The sequence below is a fragment of the Kitasatospora sp. NPDC093102 genome (assembly GCF_040683915.1).
Classification (GTDB): Bacteria; Actinomycetota; Actinomycetes; order Streptomycetales; family Streptomycetaceae; genus Kitasatospora.
In genome coordinates, this window is sequence record NZ_JBFBFA010000011.1 from 82021 (window position 1) to 96481 (window position 14461).

12 protein-coding genes are annotated in these 14461 nt (G+C 73.2%); 8 read left to right on the top strand and 4 right to left on the bottom strand.

The genetic code is table 11. From position 1 onward, the window contains the following. Positions 1–35: 35 nt before the first annotated feature. Positions 36–1166: a DUF6745 domain-containing protein gene (locus AB0O11_RS17830; RefSeq protein ID WP_363387298.1), complete on the bottom strand. Its 1131-nt coding sequence runs from the start codon at positions 1164–1166 to the stop codon at positions 36–38. Positions 1167–1304: 138 nt separating this feature from the next. Continuing rightward, positions 1305–1631, bottom strand: coding sequence for a hypothetical protein (locus tag AB0O11_RS17835; protein WP_363387301.1), 327 nt, complete (start codon positions 1629–1631; stop codon positions 1305–1307). A 202-nt stretch (positions 1632–1833) separates the two neighbouring features. Between AB0O11_RS17835 and AB0O11_RS17840 the strand changes: the two genes are divergently transcribed. The 7 genes from AB0O11_RS17840 to AB0O11_RS17870 all read left to right on the top strand — a co-directional run bounded on the left by AB0O11_RS17840 (position 1834) and on the right by AB0O11_RS17870 (position 9497). Further along, positions 1834–2811 (top strand): STM4015 family protein, encoded by a 978-nt coding sequence (locus AB0O11_RS17840; protein ID WP_363387304.1) that lies wholly within the window; start codon positions 1834–1836, stop codon positions 2809–2811. 52 nt (positions 2812–2863) lie between these two features. Further along, on the top strand, positions 2864–3799 hold the full coding sequence (locus tag AB0O11_RS17845; protein WP_363387307.1) for an STM4015 family protein: 936 nt from the start codon (positions 2864–2866) through the stop codon (positions 3797–3799). A 16-nt stretch (positions 3800–3815) separates the two neighbouring features. Then, positions 3816–4940: an STM4014 family protein gene (locus tag AB0O11_RS17850; RefSeq protein ID WP_363387309.1), complete on the top strand. Its 1125-nt coding sequence runs from the start codon at positions 3816–3818 to the stop codon at positions 4938–4940. A 29-nt stretch (positions 4941–4969) separates the two neighbouring features. Continuing rightward, positions 4970–5812 carry an STM4013/SEN3800 family hydrolase gene (locus AB0O11_RS17855; RefSeq protein ID WP_363387619.1) on the top strand — a complete coding sequence of 281 codons (843 nt, stop codon included), beginning with the start codon at positions 4970–4972 and terminating at the stop codon, positions 5810–5812. Beyond that, positions 5809–7143: an STM4012 family radical SAM protein gene (locus AB0O11_RS17860; RefSeq protein ID WP_363387312.1), complete on the top strand. Its 1335-nt coding sequence runs from the start codon at positions 5809–5811 to the stop codon at positions 7141–7143. Before AB0O11_RS17855 ends, AB0O11_RS17860 begins: the two co-directional genes overlap by 4 nt. Positions 7144–7154: 11 nt before the next feature. After that, a complete protein-coding gene (locus tag AB0O11_RS17865) occupies positions 7155–8054 on the top strand; it encodes an STM4011 family radical SAM protein (RefSeq protein WP_363387315.1) in 900 nt (299 codons plus the stop codon). 285 nt (positions 8055–8339) lie between these two features. Further along, positions 8340–9497 (top strand): class I SAM-dependent methyltransferase, encoded by a 1158-nt coding sequence (locus AB0O11_RS17870; protein WP_363387318.1) that lies wholly within the window; start codon positions 8340–8342, stop codon positions 9495–9497. A gap of 203 nt (positions 9498–9700) precedes the next feature. Here AB0O11_RS17870 and AB0O11_RS17875 read toward each other — a convergent pair whose 3' ends face one another. After that, positions 9701–12409: a glycosyl hydrolase gene (locus tag AB0O11_RS17875; RefSeq protein ID WP_363387321.1), complete on the bottom strand. Its 2709-nt coding sequence runs from the start codon at positions 12407–12409 to the stop codon at positions 9701–9703. A gap of 269 nt (positions 12410–12678) precedes the next feature. After that, positions 12679–13389 (bottom strand): rhomboid-like protein, encoded by a 711-nt coding sequence (locus AB0O11_RS17880; RefSeq protein WP_363387324.1) that lies wholly within the window; start codon positions 13387–13389, stop codon positions 12679–12681. Between the two features lie 278 nt (positions 13390–13667). On the opposite strand from AB0O11_RS17880, the gene AB0O11_RS17885 reads away from it, so the two are divergent. Continuing rightward, entirely contained in the window at positions 13668–14327 is a 660-nt protein-coding gene (locus AB0O11_RS17885) for a rhomboid-like protein (RefSeq protein WP_363387327.1), read from the top strand. Positions 14328–14461: the final 134 nt, after the last annotated feature.

A 14461-nucleotide genomic window follows, 5' to 3' on the forward strand; every position in this document is an offset into this window, starting at 1 on the left:
AGGGGCCTGGTCCGGATGCCGAGGGGCGCCTGCGATCAGGTCTCGCGCTGCGGGTGGTAGGCGCTCTCGGGTATGCCGAAGGTCCAGGCGACCCCGGCGCGCGCGGTGCGGGTGCTCGGGGGGACGCGCAGCCAGTAGGTGCGGTGGGTGCCGTCCGGCTCGGGGGTGGAGTTGACCACCTCGACCATCACCACCGGCTCGTCGTCGGGCAGGACGATCCGCCAGAGCACACCGGTCTCGTCCCGGTGGACGGGCTCGGCGCCGGAGTCGGCCAGGTAGCGCTCGTAGCCGTAGTGCTCCAGCAGGACGCGGCGCAGCTCGGCGTTCTCCTCGGTGCGGATCCGCTCGACGGTCACCTCGGCCAGGCCGGCCAGGAACTCCGGCGGGACGGGCATACCGCGCCAGGCGTGCAGGGCGAAGCCGTCGGCGTACTCCAGGGCGGGCCCGTCCGCCCGGTCGAGCCGTCCGGCCTCGTCGCGGTGCAGGGTGGTCGGCCGCTCGCTGAGCAGGGCCACCTCCCGGTACGGCCACCACCAGCCGACCTCCCGGGCCAGTTCGGCGAGCGGTGCGACGGCGTCGGCGCTCGCCCCGGCGGCCTCGAAGGCGGCGAACCACGGCGCGTCGTGCTGGCCGCGCACGGCGTCCAGCAGTGCGAGCCGGACGGTGGTGCGACGGGCCCGGGCCTCCTCGGCCACGGCGACGTCGGCCTCCCGGTCGGCCTCCCGGTCGGCCTCGGGGGCGAGCCGGTCGAGCACGGCGTTGCGCAGTCGGTCGGCGAGCGGGGTGGTGACCGGGCCGAGCTCCCCGCCGGTGAGCGCCCAGTGGCCCGCCCACCCGGTGGCGCCGACCCGCTCGACGGCCCGTCGCCGGGCCTCCTCCCAGGGCCGGGTGCGCACGGCCTCACGTACGCTCTCCGCGCCGGCGGCCCGCAGCTCCAGCGCCGCCTCGGTCGCGGCGAGCGGCGAGCCGAACCAGCGGATCGCCTCGGGCCCGGGCAGCCCTGCCGCCCGGTAGGCGGCCCGGACAGCGTGCTCGGCCGCCGCCCGGTCGCCCGCCCCGATGGCCGCCGCGGCCGCCCGCCAACGGGCCGTCACCTCGGCCGGCCCGGGCAGCTCCCGCGCCTCCGTCCGGTCGCCGTGGACCCCGTCGTGAATCACCGTCTCCATCCCTGCTCCGTTCCCGGCCGGGCTCCCCACCCGGCCGTCCGTTCCCGTTCCGTGCCGCGGCCCCGGCCCCGGCCGCGCTCCGCCTTGATGCCCCCATCGGCCACCGCCCGCCGATCCGTCCGGTGGGCGGAGCGGTCGTCAGTCCGCGACGACGCGCACCGCGCCCGGCACGTACTCGCGCTGGCGGACCACCCGGTACCAGCCCTTGGGCAGCGGTATCGCCGCGTGCTCCTCGTGCACCACCCGGCCACCCTCGGACAGGTGCAGCCAGCCCGCGCCGAACGGTCCGGTCTCGCGGCGCAGCTCGCCGGGGCCGACCACGGCGTGCGCGTGCCCGGTGACCTCGCCGAGTGCCAGCACCATCCGGCCCCGCGCGTCCCGGGGCTGCACGGCCAGCCCGGCCACCCGCGGCGGCACCGTGCTCTCCTCGACCGGCACGATCAGCACATCGCCCTGGCGGTACATCAGTCCTCCCTCGCCGTACGGCCGGACCCCGGCGGACACCGGAACCCACGGCTCCGCCGCGCCTGCTGCGGTCACTCTCCGGAGCCAGGACCCGAACATAGAGCAAGGGTCTGACAACGCGCCCGGGCGGCGACCCGGCCACCGGATTGTCAGTCCCGGCTGGTAGACAGTTGTTCGGCCCAGACCCCAGAGGAGCAGCGCAATGACTGTCAACGAGCACATCGAGCGGTTCCACGGTCTCCCCGTCTTCGACTTCGTGGAGGCCTTGGAGGAGGCCGAGGAGAAGGGCGGATCCGGCGCCGTCCAGCTGCCGGACGCGGCCTCGGCCGCCTGGCGGATCAAGCTCGACTACGAGTCGGAGGCGACGTTCGTCGAGCGCTGGGAGCAGTTCCTCGACACCGTCGACTCGGAGCGGGTCACCGCCCTGGTGATCGGGCAGTGGGCCCCGGAGGAGCCGGACAGCTTCCGGGAGCCGATGGACGCGATCACCGCCGCGGCCGGCCGGCTGCCTGCCCTGCGCGCGCTGTTCGTCGGCGACATCACCTACGAGGAGTGCGAGATCTCCTGGATCCAGCAGTGCGACATCACGCCGCTGCTGACGGCCTTCCCGCAGCTGGCCGAGCTGGTGGTGCGCGGCGCCTCGGAGGACTGGGACGGCAAGGGCGGTCTGGCCCTGGAGCCGCTGCGGCACGAGGCGCTCAGGGCACTGCGCTTCGAGGCCGGCGGCCTGCCGGGATCGGTCGTGCGCTCGGTGGCCGGCTGCGACTTCCCGGCCCTGGAGCGGCTGGAGCTCTGGCTGGGGGTGGACAACTACGGCGGCGACGCGACGATGGCCGACGTCGCGCTGTTCCTGGACGGCACCCGCTTCCCCGCGCTGCGCCACCTCGGCCTCCAGAACAGCGAGTTCCAGGACGACATTGCGGCCGCCGTGGCGCACGCGCCCGTCGTCGCCCGGCTGGAATCGCTCAACCTCTCCATGGGCGTGCTGACCGACCAGGGCGCCACCGCCCTGCTCGAGGGCCAGCCGCTCACCCACCTGCGCTCCCTCGACCTGCACCACCACTACCTGAGCGACGCGATGCAGCAGCGCCTGCGCCAGGCCCTGACCGGAGTCGAGATCGACCTCTCCGAGCCCGGCAAGCCCGACGACCAGTGGCGCTACGTGGCCGTGGCCGAGTAGCCGTCACCTCCCGCGCACACCCACCCGACCACTCGACCCACCAGGATCCGCCATGGCCGTCTCCCGCCACATCGAACGCTTCCACGAGCTGCCGATCCATGAGTTCACGCCCGACGACGCCGGGCCGCGGCCCGCCACAGGCGCCGTCGCCTGGCGGCTGTCCCTGGGGTACGGCTCCAAGCAGGACTTCGTTCAGCTCTGGCAGTCCTTCCTGGAGAAGGTCGACCCGGCCGGCGTCCGCGCCGTGGTGATCGGTGCGTGGTGGCAGAACGACTACACGTCCGTGCGCACCGCGGTCGAGGCCGTCACAGCCGAGGCGCGGCGTCTGCCCGTCCTGGAGGCGCTGTTCCTCGGTGAGGTGACGTTCGACGAGTGCGAGATCTCCTGGCTGGAGATGGACGACGTCACCCCGTTGCTGAACGCCTTCCCCGAGTTGCGGTCGCTGGCCGTGCGCGGCGGCATGGACCTCGCCCTGGAGCCGCTGCGGCACAACCGGCTGACCAGCCTGCGCTTCGAGTCCGGCGGCCTGCCGGCCACCGTGGTGCGCGCGGTGGCCGGCTCCGAACTGCCCGCGCTGGAGCGCCTGGACCTCTGGCTCGGCGTGGACGAGTACGGCGGTGACGCGAACCTCGACGACCTGGCGCCGTTCCTGGACGGCTCCCGGCTGCCGAAGCTGCGCCACCTCGGGCTGGCCAACAGCGAACTCCAGGACGAGATCGCCGCCGCCCTCGCCCATGCCCCGGTGGTCGCCCGGCTGGAGTCGCTCGACCTCTCCATGGGCGTGCTCTCCGACGAGGGCGCCACCGCGCTGTTGGAGGGCCAGCCGCTCACCCACCTGCGTGCCCTCGACCTGCACCACCACTACCTGAGCGACGCGATGCAGGAGCGTCTGCGCCAGGCCCTGCTCGGGGTCGAGATCGACCTCAGCGAAGCCGAGGGGGACGACATGGACGACGAGGACGACCGCTACGTCTCGGTCGCCGAGTAGCCGGGTGGCGGAGACGATGACCGTGCAACTGACCGTCCTCGGCAACCCGGGGCACCGACGGGTGACGCTCTTCGCGGCCGCGGCCCGAGCCGCCGGGCTGCCCGAGCCCGCCGTCCTGCCCTGGCTGGACGTGCTGCGTGGCCGGTTCCGGCTGCCCGAGGGCGGCCTGCTGCGCATCGAGTCGCCCGGCGAGGAGCCGGAGGTCGACCGGCTGCTGCGCGGCCCGGCGCTCGGTCCCGGCTACGCACCGACCAGGGTCGAGGGCACGGCCGTCTGGTACACGGGGGTCATGGCCGCGCTGCGCGGGTTGGCCGCCCGGCCCGGCGTCCGGCTGCTCGGCGATCCGGAGGAGATCGCCGTGATGTTCGACAAGCGTCGGGCGCACGCGCTGCTGGCCGGGGCCGGGGTGCCGGTGCCCAGGGCGCTCGGCGGCGAGGTGACCGGCTGGGAGCACCTGCGCGAGCGCCTCGCCGAGGCCGGCCTGCACCGGGTCTTCGTCAAGCCCGCGCACGGCTCCTCCGCCTCCGGGGTGATCGCCCTGGAGTTCGGGCCGCGTGGCCAATTGCAGGCCACCACCTCGGTGGAGCTGGCCGACGGCCGGCTGCACAACTCGCTGCGGGTGCGCCGCTACCGCAGCGAGCAGGAGGTCGCCGCGATCGTCGACGGCCTGGCGCCGGACGGGCTGCACGTCGAGCAGTGGATCCCGAAGGCCTCGCAGTCCGGGCGCTCGGCGGACCTGCGGGTCGTGGTGGTCGCCGGCCGGGCCACCCACGCCGTGGTGCGCACCAGCACCCAGCCGATGACCAACCTGCACCTCGGCGGCGCCCGGGGCAGTATCGAGCAGGTCCGGGAGGCCGCCGGTCCGGCCTGGCCGGCCCTGCTGGAGACGGCCGAGCGCGCGGCGGCCTGCTTCCCCGGATCGCCGATGGTCGGCGTCGACGTCCTGCCCACGGCCGGCTGGCGGCGCGCCCTGGTCGGCGAGGTGAACGCCTTCGGCGACCTGCTCCCCAACCTCACCGGCCTGCCCGGCGGCCCCGCCGAGGGCCTCGACACCTACGGCGCCCAGCTGGCCGCGCTCACCGCCCTCTTCCCGTCGTCGCCCGCGGCGACGGGCCACCAGATCACGGAACCCGCTCGATGAACCACCAGACCACCGTCCCGGCCCCCGACATGAACGCCGTCGTGGGCACCCACGACCTGCTGCTCGTCACCCTCGACACGCTCCGCTTCGACGTCGCCGAGGAGCTGGCCGCCGCCGGCCGCATCCCGAACCTCGCCGCCGTCCTCCCCGACGGCCGATGGGAGCGCCGGCACTCGCCCGGCAGCTTCACGTACGCCTCCCACCAGGCGATCCTGGCCGGTTTCCTGCCGACCCCGGCCTCCCCGGACGGCCCGCACCCGCGCCTGTTCGCGGCCCGCTTCGCCGGCTCCGAGAGCACCGCCCCGCGCACCTGGGTCTTCGACGCCACCGACCTGCCGACGGCCCTGGCCGCGGCCGGGTACCGCACGGTGTGCATCGGCGGCGTCGGGTTCTTCAACAAGCAGGGCCCACTGGGCTCGGTGCTGCCCGGCCTCTTCCAGGAGAGCCACTGGGCGCCAGAACTGGGCGTGGCTTCGCCGACGTCCTTCGAGGAGCAGGTCGCACGGGCCGAGCGGGTCGCCGCCGAACAGCCCGCCGACCAGCCGCTGTTCCTGTTCCTGAACGTCTCGGCGCTGCACCAGCCGAACTGGTTCCACCTGCCCGGTGCCACCCGCGAGCACGGGGACTCCCGGGCCAGCCACGCAGCCGCCCTGGAGTACGTGGACGAGCACATCGGCCGGCTGTTCGCGGCGATGAGCGCCCGCCGCCCCTGCTTCGCGATCGTCTGCTCCGACCACGGCACGGCCTACGGCGAGGACGGCTACACCGGGCACCGGATCGGCCACGAGGTGGTCTGGACCGTCCCGTACGCGCACTTCACCCTTCCCGCCCGAGCAGCGGACGCCACCGCGACCTCCGAGGAGCGCGCATGACCACCGCACCCCCGCGCCCGGACTCGCCGTACCAGTCGTACGTCTACGCGTACCCGCACAAGACGGCCTACCGCCCGCTGACCGGGCGCCCGCCGCTGCGCGAGCTGTGGGCCGGCGAGGCGCAGCACGCGCTCTCGCTCTACCTGCACATCCCGTTCTGCGAGGTCCGCTGCGGCTTCTGCAACCTGTTCACCCGGATCGGCAGCCCCGAGGGCCTGACCACGGCCTATCTGGACGCCCTGGAGCGCCAGGCCACGGCGGTTCGCGCGGCGCTGGCCGAGGGGGCGCGGTTCGCGCTGGCCGCGTTCGGCGGTGGCACCCCGACCTATCTGACGGCCGTTGAGCTGGAGCGGCTGTGCGACATCGCCGAGCGGCGGATGGGCGCCGACCTGCGGGCGATACCGCTCTCGGTGGAGGCCTCGCCCGCCACCGCGACCGCCGACCGGCTTGAGGTGCTGGCCACCCGGGGCACCACCCGGCTGAGCCTGGGCGTGCAGTCCTTCGACGACGCCGAGGCGCGCTCCGCCGTCCGCCCGCAGAAGCGGGCCGAGGTGGAGGCCGCCCTCGGCCGGATCCGCGCGGCCGGGTTCCCGGTGCTCAACATCGACCTCATCTACGGCATCGACGGCCAGACCGAGGCGAGCTGGCTCCGCTCGCTGGACACCGCCCTCGCCTGGCAGCCCGAGGAGCTGTACCTCTACCCGTTGTACGTCCGCCCGCTGACCGGCCTGGCCCGGCGCGGCGAGCAGGAGAGCCGGTCCGCCTGGGACGCGCGCCGGCTCGCGCTCTACCGGGCCGGCCGCGACCACCTGCTCGCCCACGGCTACCGGCAGGTGTCGATGCGGATGTTCCGCCGCGCCGCCTCCCCGCAGGCCGGGGCGAGCGAGTACGCCTGCCAGACCGACGGCATGGTCGGCCTGGGCTGCGGCGCCCGCTCCTACACCTCACGGCTGCACTACTCCTTCGACTACGCGGTGAACGCCACCGAGGTGCGCGGCATCATCGACGACTACGTCGCCACAGAAGACTTCCACCGCGCCGAGGTGGGCCACTGGATGGGCGGCGCGGAGCCGCGCCGGCGCCACCTGGTGCAGTCGCTGCTCCAGGCCGAGGGCATGCCGCTGGCGGACTACCGTGCCCGGTTCTGCAGTTCACCGGCCGAGGACTTCCTGACGGAGCTGACCGAGTTCGCCGAGCGCGGCTGGCTCGCCGAGGGCGACGCGGAGTTCCTGCGGCTCAGCCCGGAGGGGCTGGCGCACTCGGACGCCGTCGGGCCGATGCTGTTCTCGCCCGAGGTCCGGTCCCTGATGGCGGCGTACGAGGCGAAATGACCTTCCTCGGTATGCCTTCCGCCTCACCGCTTCCGGAGGACGGCGCGCGGGACCTCACCCTGCTCTACCGCGGTCCGCTCGCCTCCTGCGACTACGACTGCCCGTACTGCCCGTTCGCCAAGCAGCGCGACAGCCTCGAACAACTGAGGGCCGACCGGGCCGCGTTGGAGCGCTTCACCGACTGGGCCGCCGGGCGCGCGGGTACCGGCGACACCCTGTCGCTGCTGTTCACCCCTTGGGGCGAGGGACTGGTACGGTCCTGGTACCGCCGCGCGTTGGTCGAGCTGAGCCGTCTGCCGCATGTCCGCCGCGTCGCGATCCAGACCAACCTCAGCTGCCGCACGGGCTGGCTCGCCGAGGCGGATCTCGACGCCCTCGCCCTCTGGGTCACCTTCCACCCGGGCCAGGTCACCCGCGACCGCTTCCTCGCCAAGTGCCGTGAGCTGGACGCACTCGGTGTGCGTTACAGCGTCGGCGTGGTCGGCCGGCCCGAGCACCTCGCCGAGGCCCGCCGGTTGCGCGCCGAACTCGTCGAGGACGTCTACCTGTGGGTCAACGCCGCCGAGGGCCTCGGCTACACCGACGCCGAGGCCGCGCAGTGGACCGCGCTCGACCCGCACTTCGGCTACAGCCGGCACGCCCACTCCAGCGCCGGGCTCCCGTGCCGCACCGGGGAGTCCGTGCTGTCGGTGGACGGCGACGGCACCGTGCGCCGCTGCCACTTCGTGCGGGACGTCCTCGGCAACCTCTACGACGGCAGCTATCGCGCCCGACTGCGGCCGCGTGCCTGTCCGTTGCCGGTCTGCGACTGCCACATCGGCTACGTCCACCTGGAGAGCCTGCCGCTGTACGAACTGTTCGGCGCGGGGGTACTGGAGCGCGTTCCGCACGGCTGGCCGGGGGGCCGGTGATAAATCGGTTGCCGACCAGCCACTCTGTGTGAAAGCGTACGAACAACCGCGCAGGACCAGCTGGTTCGGAAGGGAGGCCCGCAGATGATCAGTGGCATACGGCTCGCCGTCGTACCGGGCCTCGTACTCGGTGACTCCCCGGCTCGCGCTTCGACGCGTGAGCCGCACCCGGTCTGACGCCCGCGCCCGCCGCACCGGCAGGCCATCGCCCGACGCGCCCGCTGCTCACCTCCTCGTCGAAGTGCTCTTCGTGCCCCCTTGCACGTTCGACCACGAGGAGGCCCGGTGTCCGACACCCACCGGCCCAACATCGTCACCCTGCCCACCACCTCCGCCCTGCCCGCACCCTGGCACAGCGAGAACGGCACGCCCCCGCCACGCCGTCTGATCGCAGCCGGCAACACCTTGCGCGCCGAGGCCGCCTATCGGCTGGCCTGCGAGGGCACCGCCCTGCTCTGGCAGGGCGACTACCCCGGCGCACTCCGTCTCCTGCAGGCCATGCGCCGCCGCGCCGAGCGGCGCCGACCCCGATCCGCCCCCGGCTCCCCGGCCGAGGCCTTCCGGCAACACCGACGGGAGCGCGCCCGCCTCGCGCGCGTCCTCGGCATGCTGCTGGTGCCGCTCGGCGCGGATCATCGCGCCCGGCTCCACCGGGCGCCCGACGTCCGCGAGGCCTGTCTGGCGGCCTACGGACCGCTCCTTGACAACAGAATCGTGTCCCTTCGCGAGCTCCTCGGTGTGATCGGCGCACACCAGTGGCGCACCAGGGGCGTCGAGGTTCCGGCCCTCGGCGCCCGCATCCACCCCCACTACGGGGTCTTCTCCCCCGTCCGCGGCGAGTACGTCGACCTCGTCGCCCGGGCGCCGCTGCCACCTGCCGCCCGTGCCCACCCCACTGCCTACGACCTCGGCACCGGCACGGGAGTGCTCGCCGCGCTCCTCGCCCGGCGCGGCCTGCGCAAGGTCCTGGTCACCGACACCAATCCGCGTGCCCTCGCCTGCGCCCGCGACAACGCCCACCGCCTCGATCTCGCCGACCGCATCGAGACCGCCGGCACCGGCCTCTACCCTCCCGGCCGCGACCGAGCCGCCCTGGTCGTGTGCAATCCCCCGTGGCTGCCAGGCCGTCCGAGCTCCGCCCTCGACGAGGGCGTCTACGACCGGGACAGCCGCATGCTCCACGGCTTCCTCGACGGCCTGGCCGGCCGTCTGTTGCCCGGCGGCGAGGGCTGGCTCGTCCTCTCCGACCTCGCCGAACACCTCGGCCTGCGGTCCCGCGCCGACCTGCTCGACGCCGTTTCCGGAGCCGGACTACGGATCACCGGGCGCCTCGACACCGTCCCCCGCCACCCTCGGGCCACCGCCCCCGACCGGGCCGACCCCCTCCTCCGGGCCGCCCGCGCCGCCGAGGTCACCTCGCTCTGGAGACTGGCTCCCGCATGAACCCCGGCGAGCTCCCACCAACCGGGCCGGTCGCCAGGCGGCTCCCGGAACCGTCCGTCAGCCGGTCGCGCCCGGTACGCCCGTCTCACCCACTGCGCCGCACCCTTCGGACGCGACGCCGCTGCCCGGCCCACTCGTGCGGAGCGGACCGGGCAGCGGCGGCAGGTGCCAGGTGGCGAACCCGCAACAGGCGGACCGGTCGGTCAGTCGTCCGTCTCGTCGTAGCGGCCGCGGCCGAGGCGGCGCAGGTCGAAGGACCAGATGCCGCGCCCGAAGGTGGCGGCGTAGAGCTTGCCGTCCGGGCCGGTCTTCAGCTGCTGCACCGCGGTGGTGGGCAGGTTGCGGCCGAGGACCCGCCAGTCGGTAGTGCCCGGCGCACGGTAGAAGGCGGCGAGGTCGCTGCCGAGGGCCAGGCTGCCGTTCGGCAGGATCTTCACCGAGGTGGCGGGGACGTCCGGCAGGTTAGCCGAGACGTCGCTCCAGGTGGCACCACCGTCATGGGTCTCGAAGAGGTGGCCGACGCCCGCGCCCGGGCCCTCGGTCCAGGTCCGCGAGAAGCCGTTGAAGGCGACGAAGACGTGCTGGGCGTTGTTCTCGTCGACCGCGAAGGAGGAGATGTAGCGGTTCGGCAGGGTGCCGTCGACCGGCAGGTTGAGCTGGTGCCAGCCAGTGCCGTCGGTCTTGCCGACCGCGATCCCGCGGCTGAAGCCGACGTTGTTGCACGGACCGCACCAGCCCGCGTACACCGTGCCGTTGACGGTCGCCACCGCCGTAGCGACGTGGCCGGCGCCCAGGTCGTAGGCGCTGGTCCACTCGCTGCCGCTGCGGATCGCGTAGCCCTTGTGCTGCACCCAGACGTGCTGGCCGCCGGCGATCCAGGTGTTGCCGTCCTTCGGATCGGCAGTGATCGGCGCGATGAAGCGGGCGGCGCTGGTGTCCTTGTCCGGCGGGGCGACCTCGTAGGAGGTGGCCTTGCTCGGGTCCTTCGTCCAACTACCGTCGTTGGTCGCACAGTTCTGGGTGACCCAGATGTCGAGGTAGACGTACTCCTCGGCGATGTTGCAACCGTTGGCCGGGTCCACGATCGTGTCGGCGCCGTCTCCGCCGAAGTTGGAGCCCATCACCTTGTCGTGGGCCCGCAGGATCGACTCACCGTTGTCCTGGAGACCGCCGCTGACGATCATTCCCCGCCCGGAGCGGTCCGCCGGGTCCTTGCCGATGCCGACCGAGTAGTACTGGAGGGTGTCGATGGTGCCGTCGTTGAGCGGCGTCCAGTCCTTGGCGTGCCCGTACGCGTCCAGCTGGCCGTTGCCGGGGCGACGGTAGATGCCGCCGTCGTTGCCGACGTAGACGTTGACCTTGCCCTGGTAGCTACCGAAGGCGACGGCATGCTGGTCGGAGTGGGTGGTGGGCGAGCAGTTGCCGGTCTGCTTGGCCGGGTCGATGCTCCAGCACGGGAAGCCGTTGTTCCAGTACGGCCCGACGGTGGCCCACTTGGAGCCGCCGTCGGTGGTCTCGAAGACCTCTTCGAGACCCGCGTAGACGTGGTCCGGGTTGGCCGGGTCGACCTGGAGGAACTGGTTGTACCAGGCCTGGATGCCGGGCTGGTATCCCTCGTCCTGGAGGGCGGAGCCGGAGTTCTTCAACTTGTCCTTGTCCGCGATCTGAGTCCACGGGCCGAACGGGGAGCCGGACTTGGAGACGTAGATGCCCTTGAGGCCGGTGTCCGGGTCGTTGGCCATGACCTCCGGGGACTGGTCGATCGCGTAGTAGCGCGAGCCGTCCGCCGAGCGTGCGAAGGTCACGTTGCCGACGTTCGCCGCGTCCGCCGGCAGGTCGCCGAGCGAGCCGACGCGCTGCCAGGTGCCGTCCGCCGCCTTGCTGTAGAAGCCGTTGTAGCTGTCGCCGCTGCGCCAGCCGACCGCCAGGACGACCTTGCCCGGGTCCTTGGGGTCGATCGCGATGTCGTTGGCGATGTTCTTGTACGGCGCCGCCGGGTCACCGGCCTTCGCACCGCCCGGCAGGTACTCCGGGTTGGGCGCGAACTCCAGCGCCCACGGGCCGGACAGGTCCGTCGTGGAGTGGCTCCACACGCCGCGGCTGGTGGCCGCCCACACCTTGCCGCCGCCGAAGCGCAGCGCGTGGATGATGGTCGACTCCAGCTCGGCCCCGCCGACCCGGTTGCCGGGCTGGAACTCGCCGTGCTTCGGGTCCGCGAGCACGTACACGCCGGTGCCGACGTACGAGGTCGCGCCGGTGTTGGACTCACCCGTGGCGTACCAGAGCCGGCCGCCCTCGTCGAGGTTCAGGGTCCCGGTGGACAGCGTGGGCAGTTTGTCGGCGATCGGCTCCCAGTGCCCGCCGCCGGTGCGGGAGCGGAACACCCCACCGTTGGCGCCGCCCGCGTACACGTAGCCATCGGCGTCGGCCGCGAGGCCGGTGATCCGGCCCGTCACCAGGCCGGAGCCGCCGCTGGAGTTGGAGTTGACGTCCCGGTAGCGAGGGTCGTCCGAGTTGTAGGGCTTGTCTGTGACGTGGTCCCAGGTGCCGCCGGTGCGCGGCATGGACTGCAACTGCGCCCAGGCAGCGCTGTAGGCGCCCGGCGCGACCACGCCGGGGGCGGTGCGGGCCTCGGTGTACTGCGCAGTGCCCTCGGCGGAGTTCTCCGCCTCGTCCCCGCCCTCCCCGGCCTCCGTCTCGACCTTAGGGCTGAGACTCGGGGCTGCGGTCGCGCCGGCGGCGCTGCGGACCTTCTCGGCGTGCCCCTTCCCGATGTCCGCCTGATGCCGGACCTGCCATGGCTGCGGTTGCGGCGGCACCGACGGCGCGGCAAGCGCCTGGGTGCTGGTCAGTCCGATCACGGTGAGCGTGACGGCGCTCATGAGCAGCCGTCGTCGTTGCCTGGTGGGCACGGTGGCGATCCTCCCCTGGAGCCGGTCGCGCGGTCGCGCGCATCGGCGGAAACAGGGGGTCAGCCTGCTGGGCCCACCCGGGCAGGGGGAAGGGCCCTACCGTAAGAAGACGGTAATAGTCCTACGGTTTCGAACAGTTGGCATTCACCGAATGCCGGATCGCCGCCACGCGGGCGGCCGACTCGGGCCGCTCGTGAGTTCGGCGCCGCACACCGTCACGCTCGGCCTGGCACCGTCACGCGCCGCCGGTCATCTTCACGAGTCGCCGGTCACCGCCCGCGAACCCTCCGCCAGAGCATGCACGCTGAGGCGGCCGGGTCGAAGGAGCCCGGGCGGTCCCGGGTCAGCGGATAGCAGGCGAACCCGATCAGCGCCGCTGTGAAGTGGCCGATGCTGGTGTAGTCCCGGCTCTGCTGCACGCCCAGCCCGTAGACCACCAGCACTCCTGCCGCGTACAGGTACCGCCAGGGCCGCACGATCAGGTAGGTGAGTACCGCGACCACTCCGGCCAGCGCATAGCTGACGCCGTAGTCCAGGGTGTAGACGGCCCTCGGCGGGGCCAGCCCGTGGCGGATCGCCCAGCCGAGCACGGCCTCACTGAGGTAGGTGGCGCCGACGTGCGCGAGCGCCGCCACCGAGATCCAGCGCAGCGTGCCGAGCCATCGTTCGGCGGGCACGTGGAAGAGGTTGTACAGCACGAAGTAGGAGAGCCAGCCGCCGCCCGCGATCCACAGGGCGCTGGTCACCAGGACGCTGAGCGGCGAGACCTGGAGGTGGTGGAGGTTGGTCGAACGCCGTCGCAGGATGTGGTCGGCGGTCACCGGGTCGACGTGCCGGATCACCTGCGTGGTGACGAGCAGGATCGCCAACCAGATGTAGGTGCCCGGCGCCCGCCGGACGTAGGCCCACACCGCGCGGGCGGCACGCGCCCACCAGGGCCGCCGGTGGGTCTCGGGCCCCTGGGCGGTGCTGCCGGCCATCGACGCCTCCTCGACATTCCTCCCCATCACCCTCACCCTCGCCCGGCCCCACCGCCACCTGCCGCCACCCGCCACCCGCCACCCGCCACCCGCCACCCGCCACCCGCCACGGCGTAGCCGTACAAGGGATCGCCTTCCTTCCCGCACACCCCACCTCCGGGCCCGACGGCCATCCGGCCGTTCGCGTACGCTGGCGCTCCGACCGTCCGGCCGCAGTCGCCCGGCCACGTACCGGGCGAGCCGGTCCCGGGAACCGCCGAGCAAGGGCACCAGGCACGATGAGCGATCGCCTCGCAACGAGGACACCGACCGACCCCGCTGCTTCCCGGCACCCGGCGCTGAGAGCCGCCGCCCGACTGCGGCTCACCACCGCGTACGTCCTGCTGCTGACCGTGACGGCCTCCTGGCTGGCGAGCCAGGGCCATGCCGAGCGGGCCCGGTTCGTCCGGCACAACAGCAGCAACGTCCACCACATGGAGGTGGGCAAGTGGTGGACGCTGTTCACCAGCGGCCTGGTGGTCGACGGAGTTCCGGCCTGGGCGGGCATCGCGGCGGTCGCCGTCGTCCTGGGCCTGGCCGAGTGGCGCTGGGGTCCGGCCCGGGCCGGCGCGGTCTTCGTCTTCGGGCACCTGGGCGCCACGCTGCTCACCGAGGGCGCCATGTGGGTGATGGTGACCGCCCGCATCCCGGGCGCACTCTCCCACGCCCGGGACGTGGGCATCAGCTACGGCCTGGTCGCGACCGGCGCCTGCCTCCTCGCCCTCGGCCCGCACCCGCTACGCCGCTACGGCCTATCGGCACTCGCCCTGGCCCTAGCCGCCGCTTGGGCGCTGGACCAGCAGCTGGCCGACGCCGGCCATCTGGCCGCCCTCGGGCTGGGCGCCCTCGCCTCCCGTACCGCCTGGCTGCGCACCCGGGCACCCGCCCGGGCCTCATGATCCACCCCAACCATCCGCCCGTCCAAGCGAGTTGGCCGAATCATCGACGGCGCGCGACGCCCCGGTAGACCCCCGTCGCCACTCAGTCTTTCGTATGCTCTTGCATTACTCTGCAAATCTATGCCAGAGTTCGG

Coding starts and splice junctions, on each gene's coding strand:
- AB0O11_RS17830 (WP_363387298.1), bottom strand. CDS start 1,166: ATGGAGACGGTGATTCACGACGGGGTCCACGGCGACCGGACGGAGGCG.
- AB0O11_RS17835 (WP_363387301.1), bottom strand. CDS start 1,631: ATGTACCGCCAGGGCGATGTGCTGATCGTGCCGGTCGAGGAGAGCACG.
- AB0O11_RS17840 (WP_363387304.1), top strand. CDS start 1,834: ATGACTGTCAACGAGCACATCGAGCGGTTCCACGGTCTCCCCGTCTTC.
- AB0O11_RS17845 (WP_363387307.1), top strand. CDS start 2,864: ATGGCCGTCTCCCGCCACATCGAACGCTTCCACGAGCTGCCGATCCAT.
- AB0O11_RS17850 (WP_363387309.1), top strand. CDS start 3,816: ATGACCGTGCAACTGACCGTCCTCGGCAACCCGGGGCACCGACGGGTG.
- AB0O11_RS17855 (WP_363387619.1), top strand. CDS start 4,970: ATGAACGCCGTCGTGGGCACCCACGACCTGCTGCTCGTCACCCTCGAC.
- AB0O11_RS17860 (WP_363387312.1), top strand. CDS start 5,809: ATGACCACCGCACCCCCGCGCCCGGACTCGCCGTACCAGTCGTACGTC.
- AB0O11_RS17865 (WP_363387315.1), top strand. CDS start 7,155: ATGCCTTCCGCCTCACCGCTTCCGGAGGACGGCGCGCGGGACCTCACC.
- AB0O11_RS17880 (WP_363387324.1), bottom strand. CDS start 13,389: ATGGCCGGCAGCACCGCCCAGGGGCCCGAGACCCACCGGCGGCCCTGG.
- AB0O11_RS17885 (WP_363387327.1), top strand. CDS start 13,668: ATGAGCGATCGCCTCGCAACGAGGACACCGACCGACCCCGCTGCTTCC.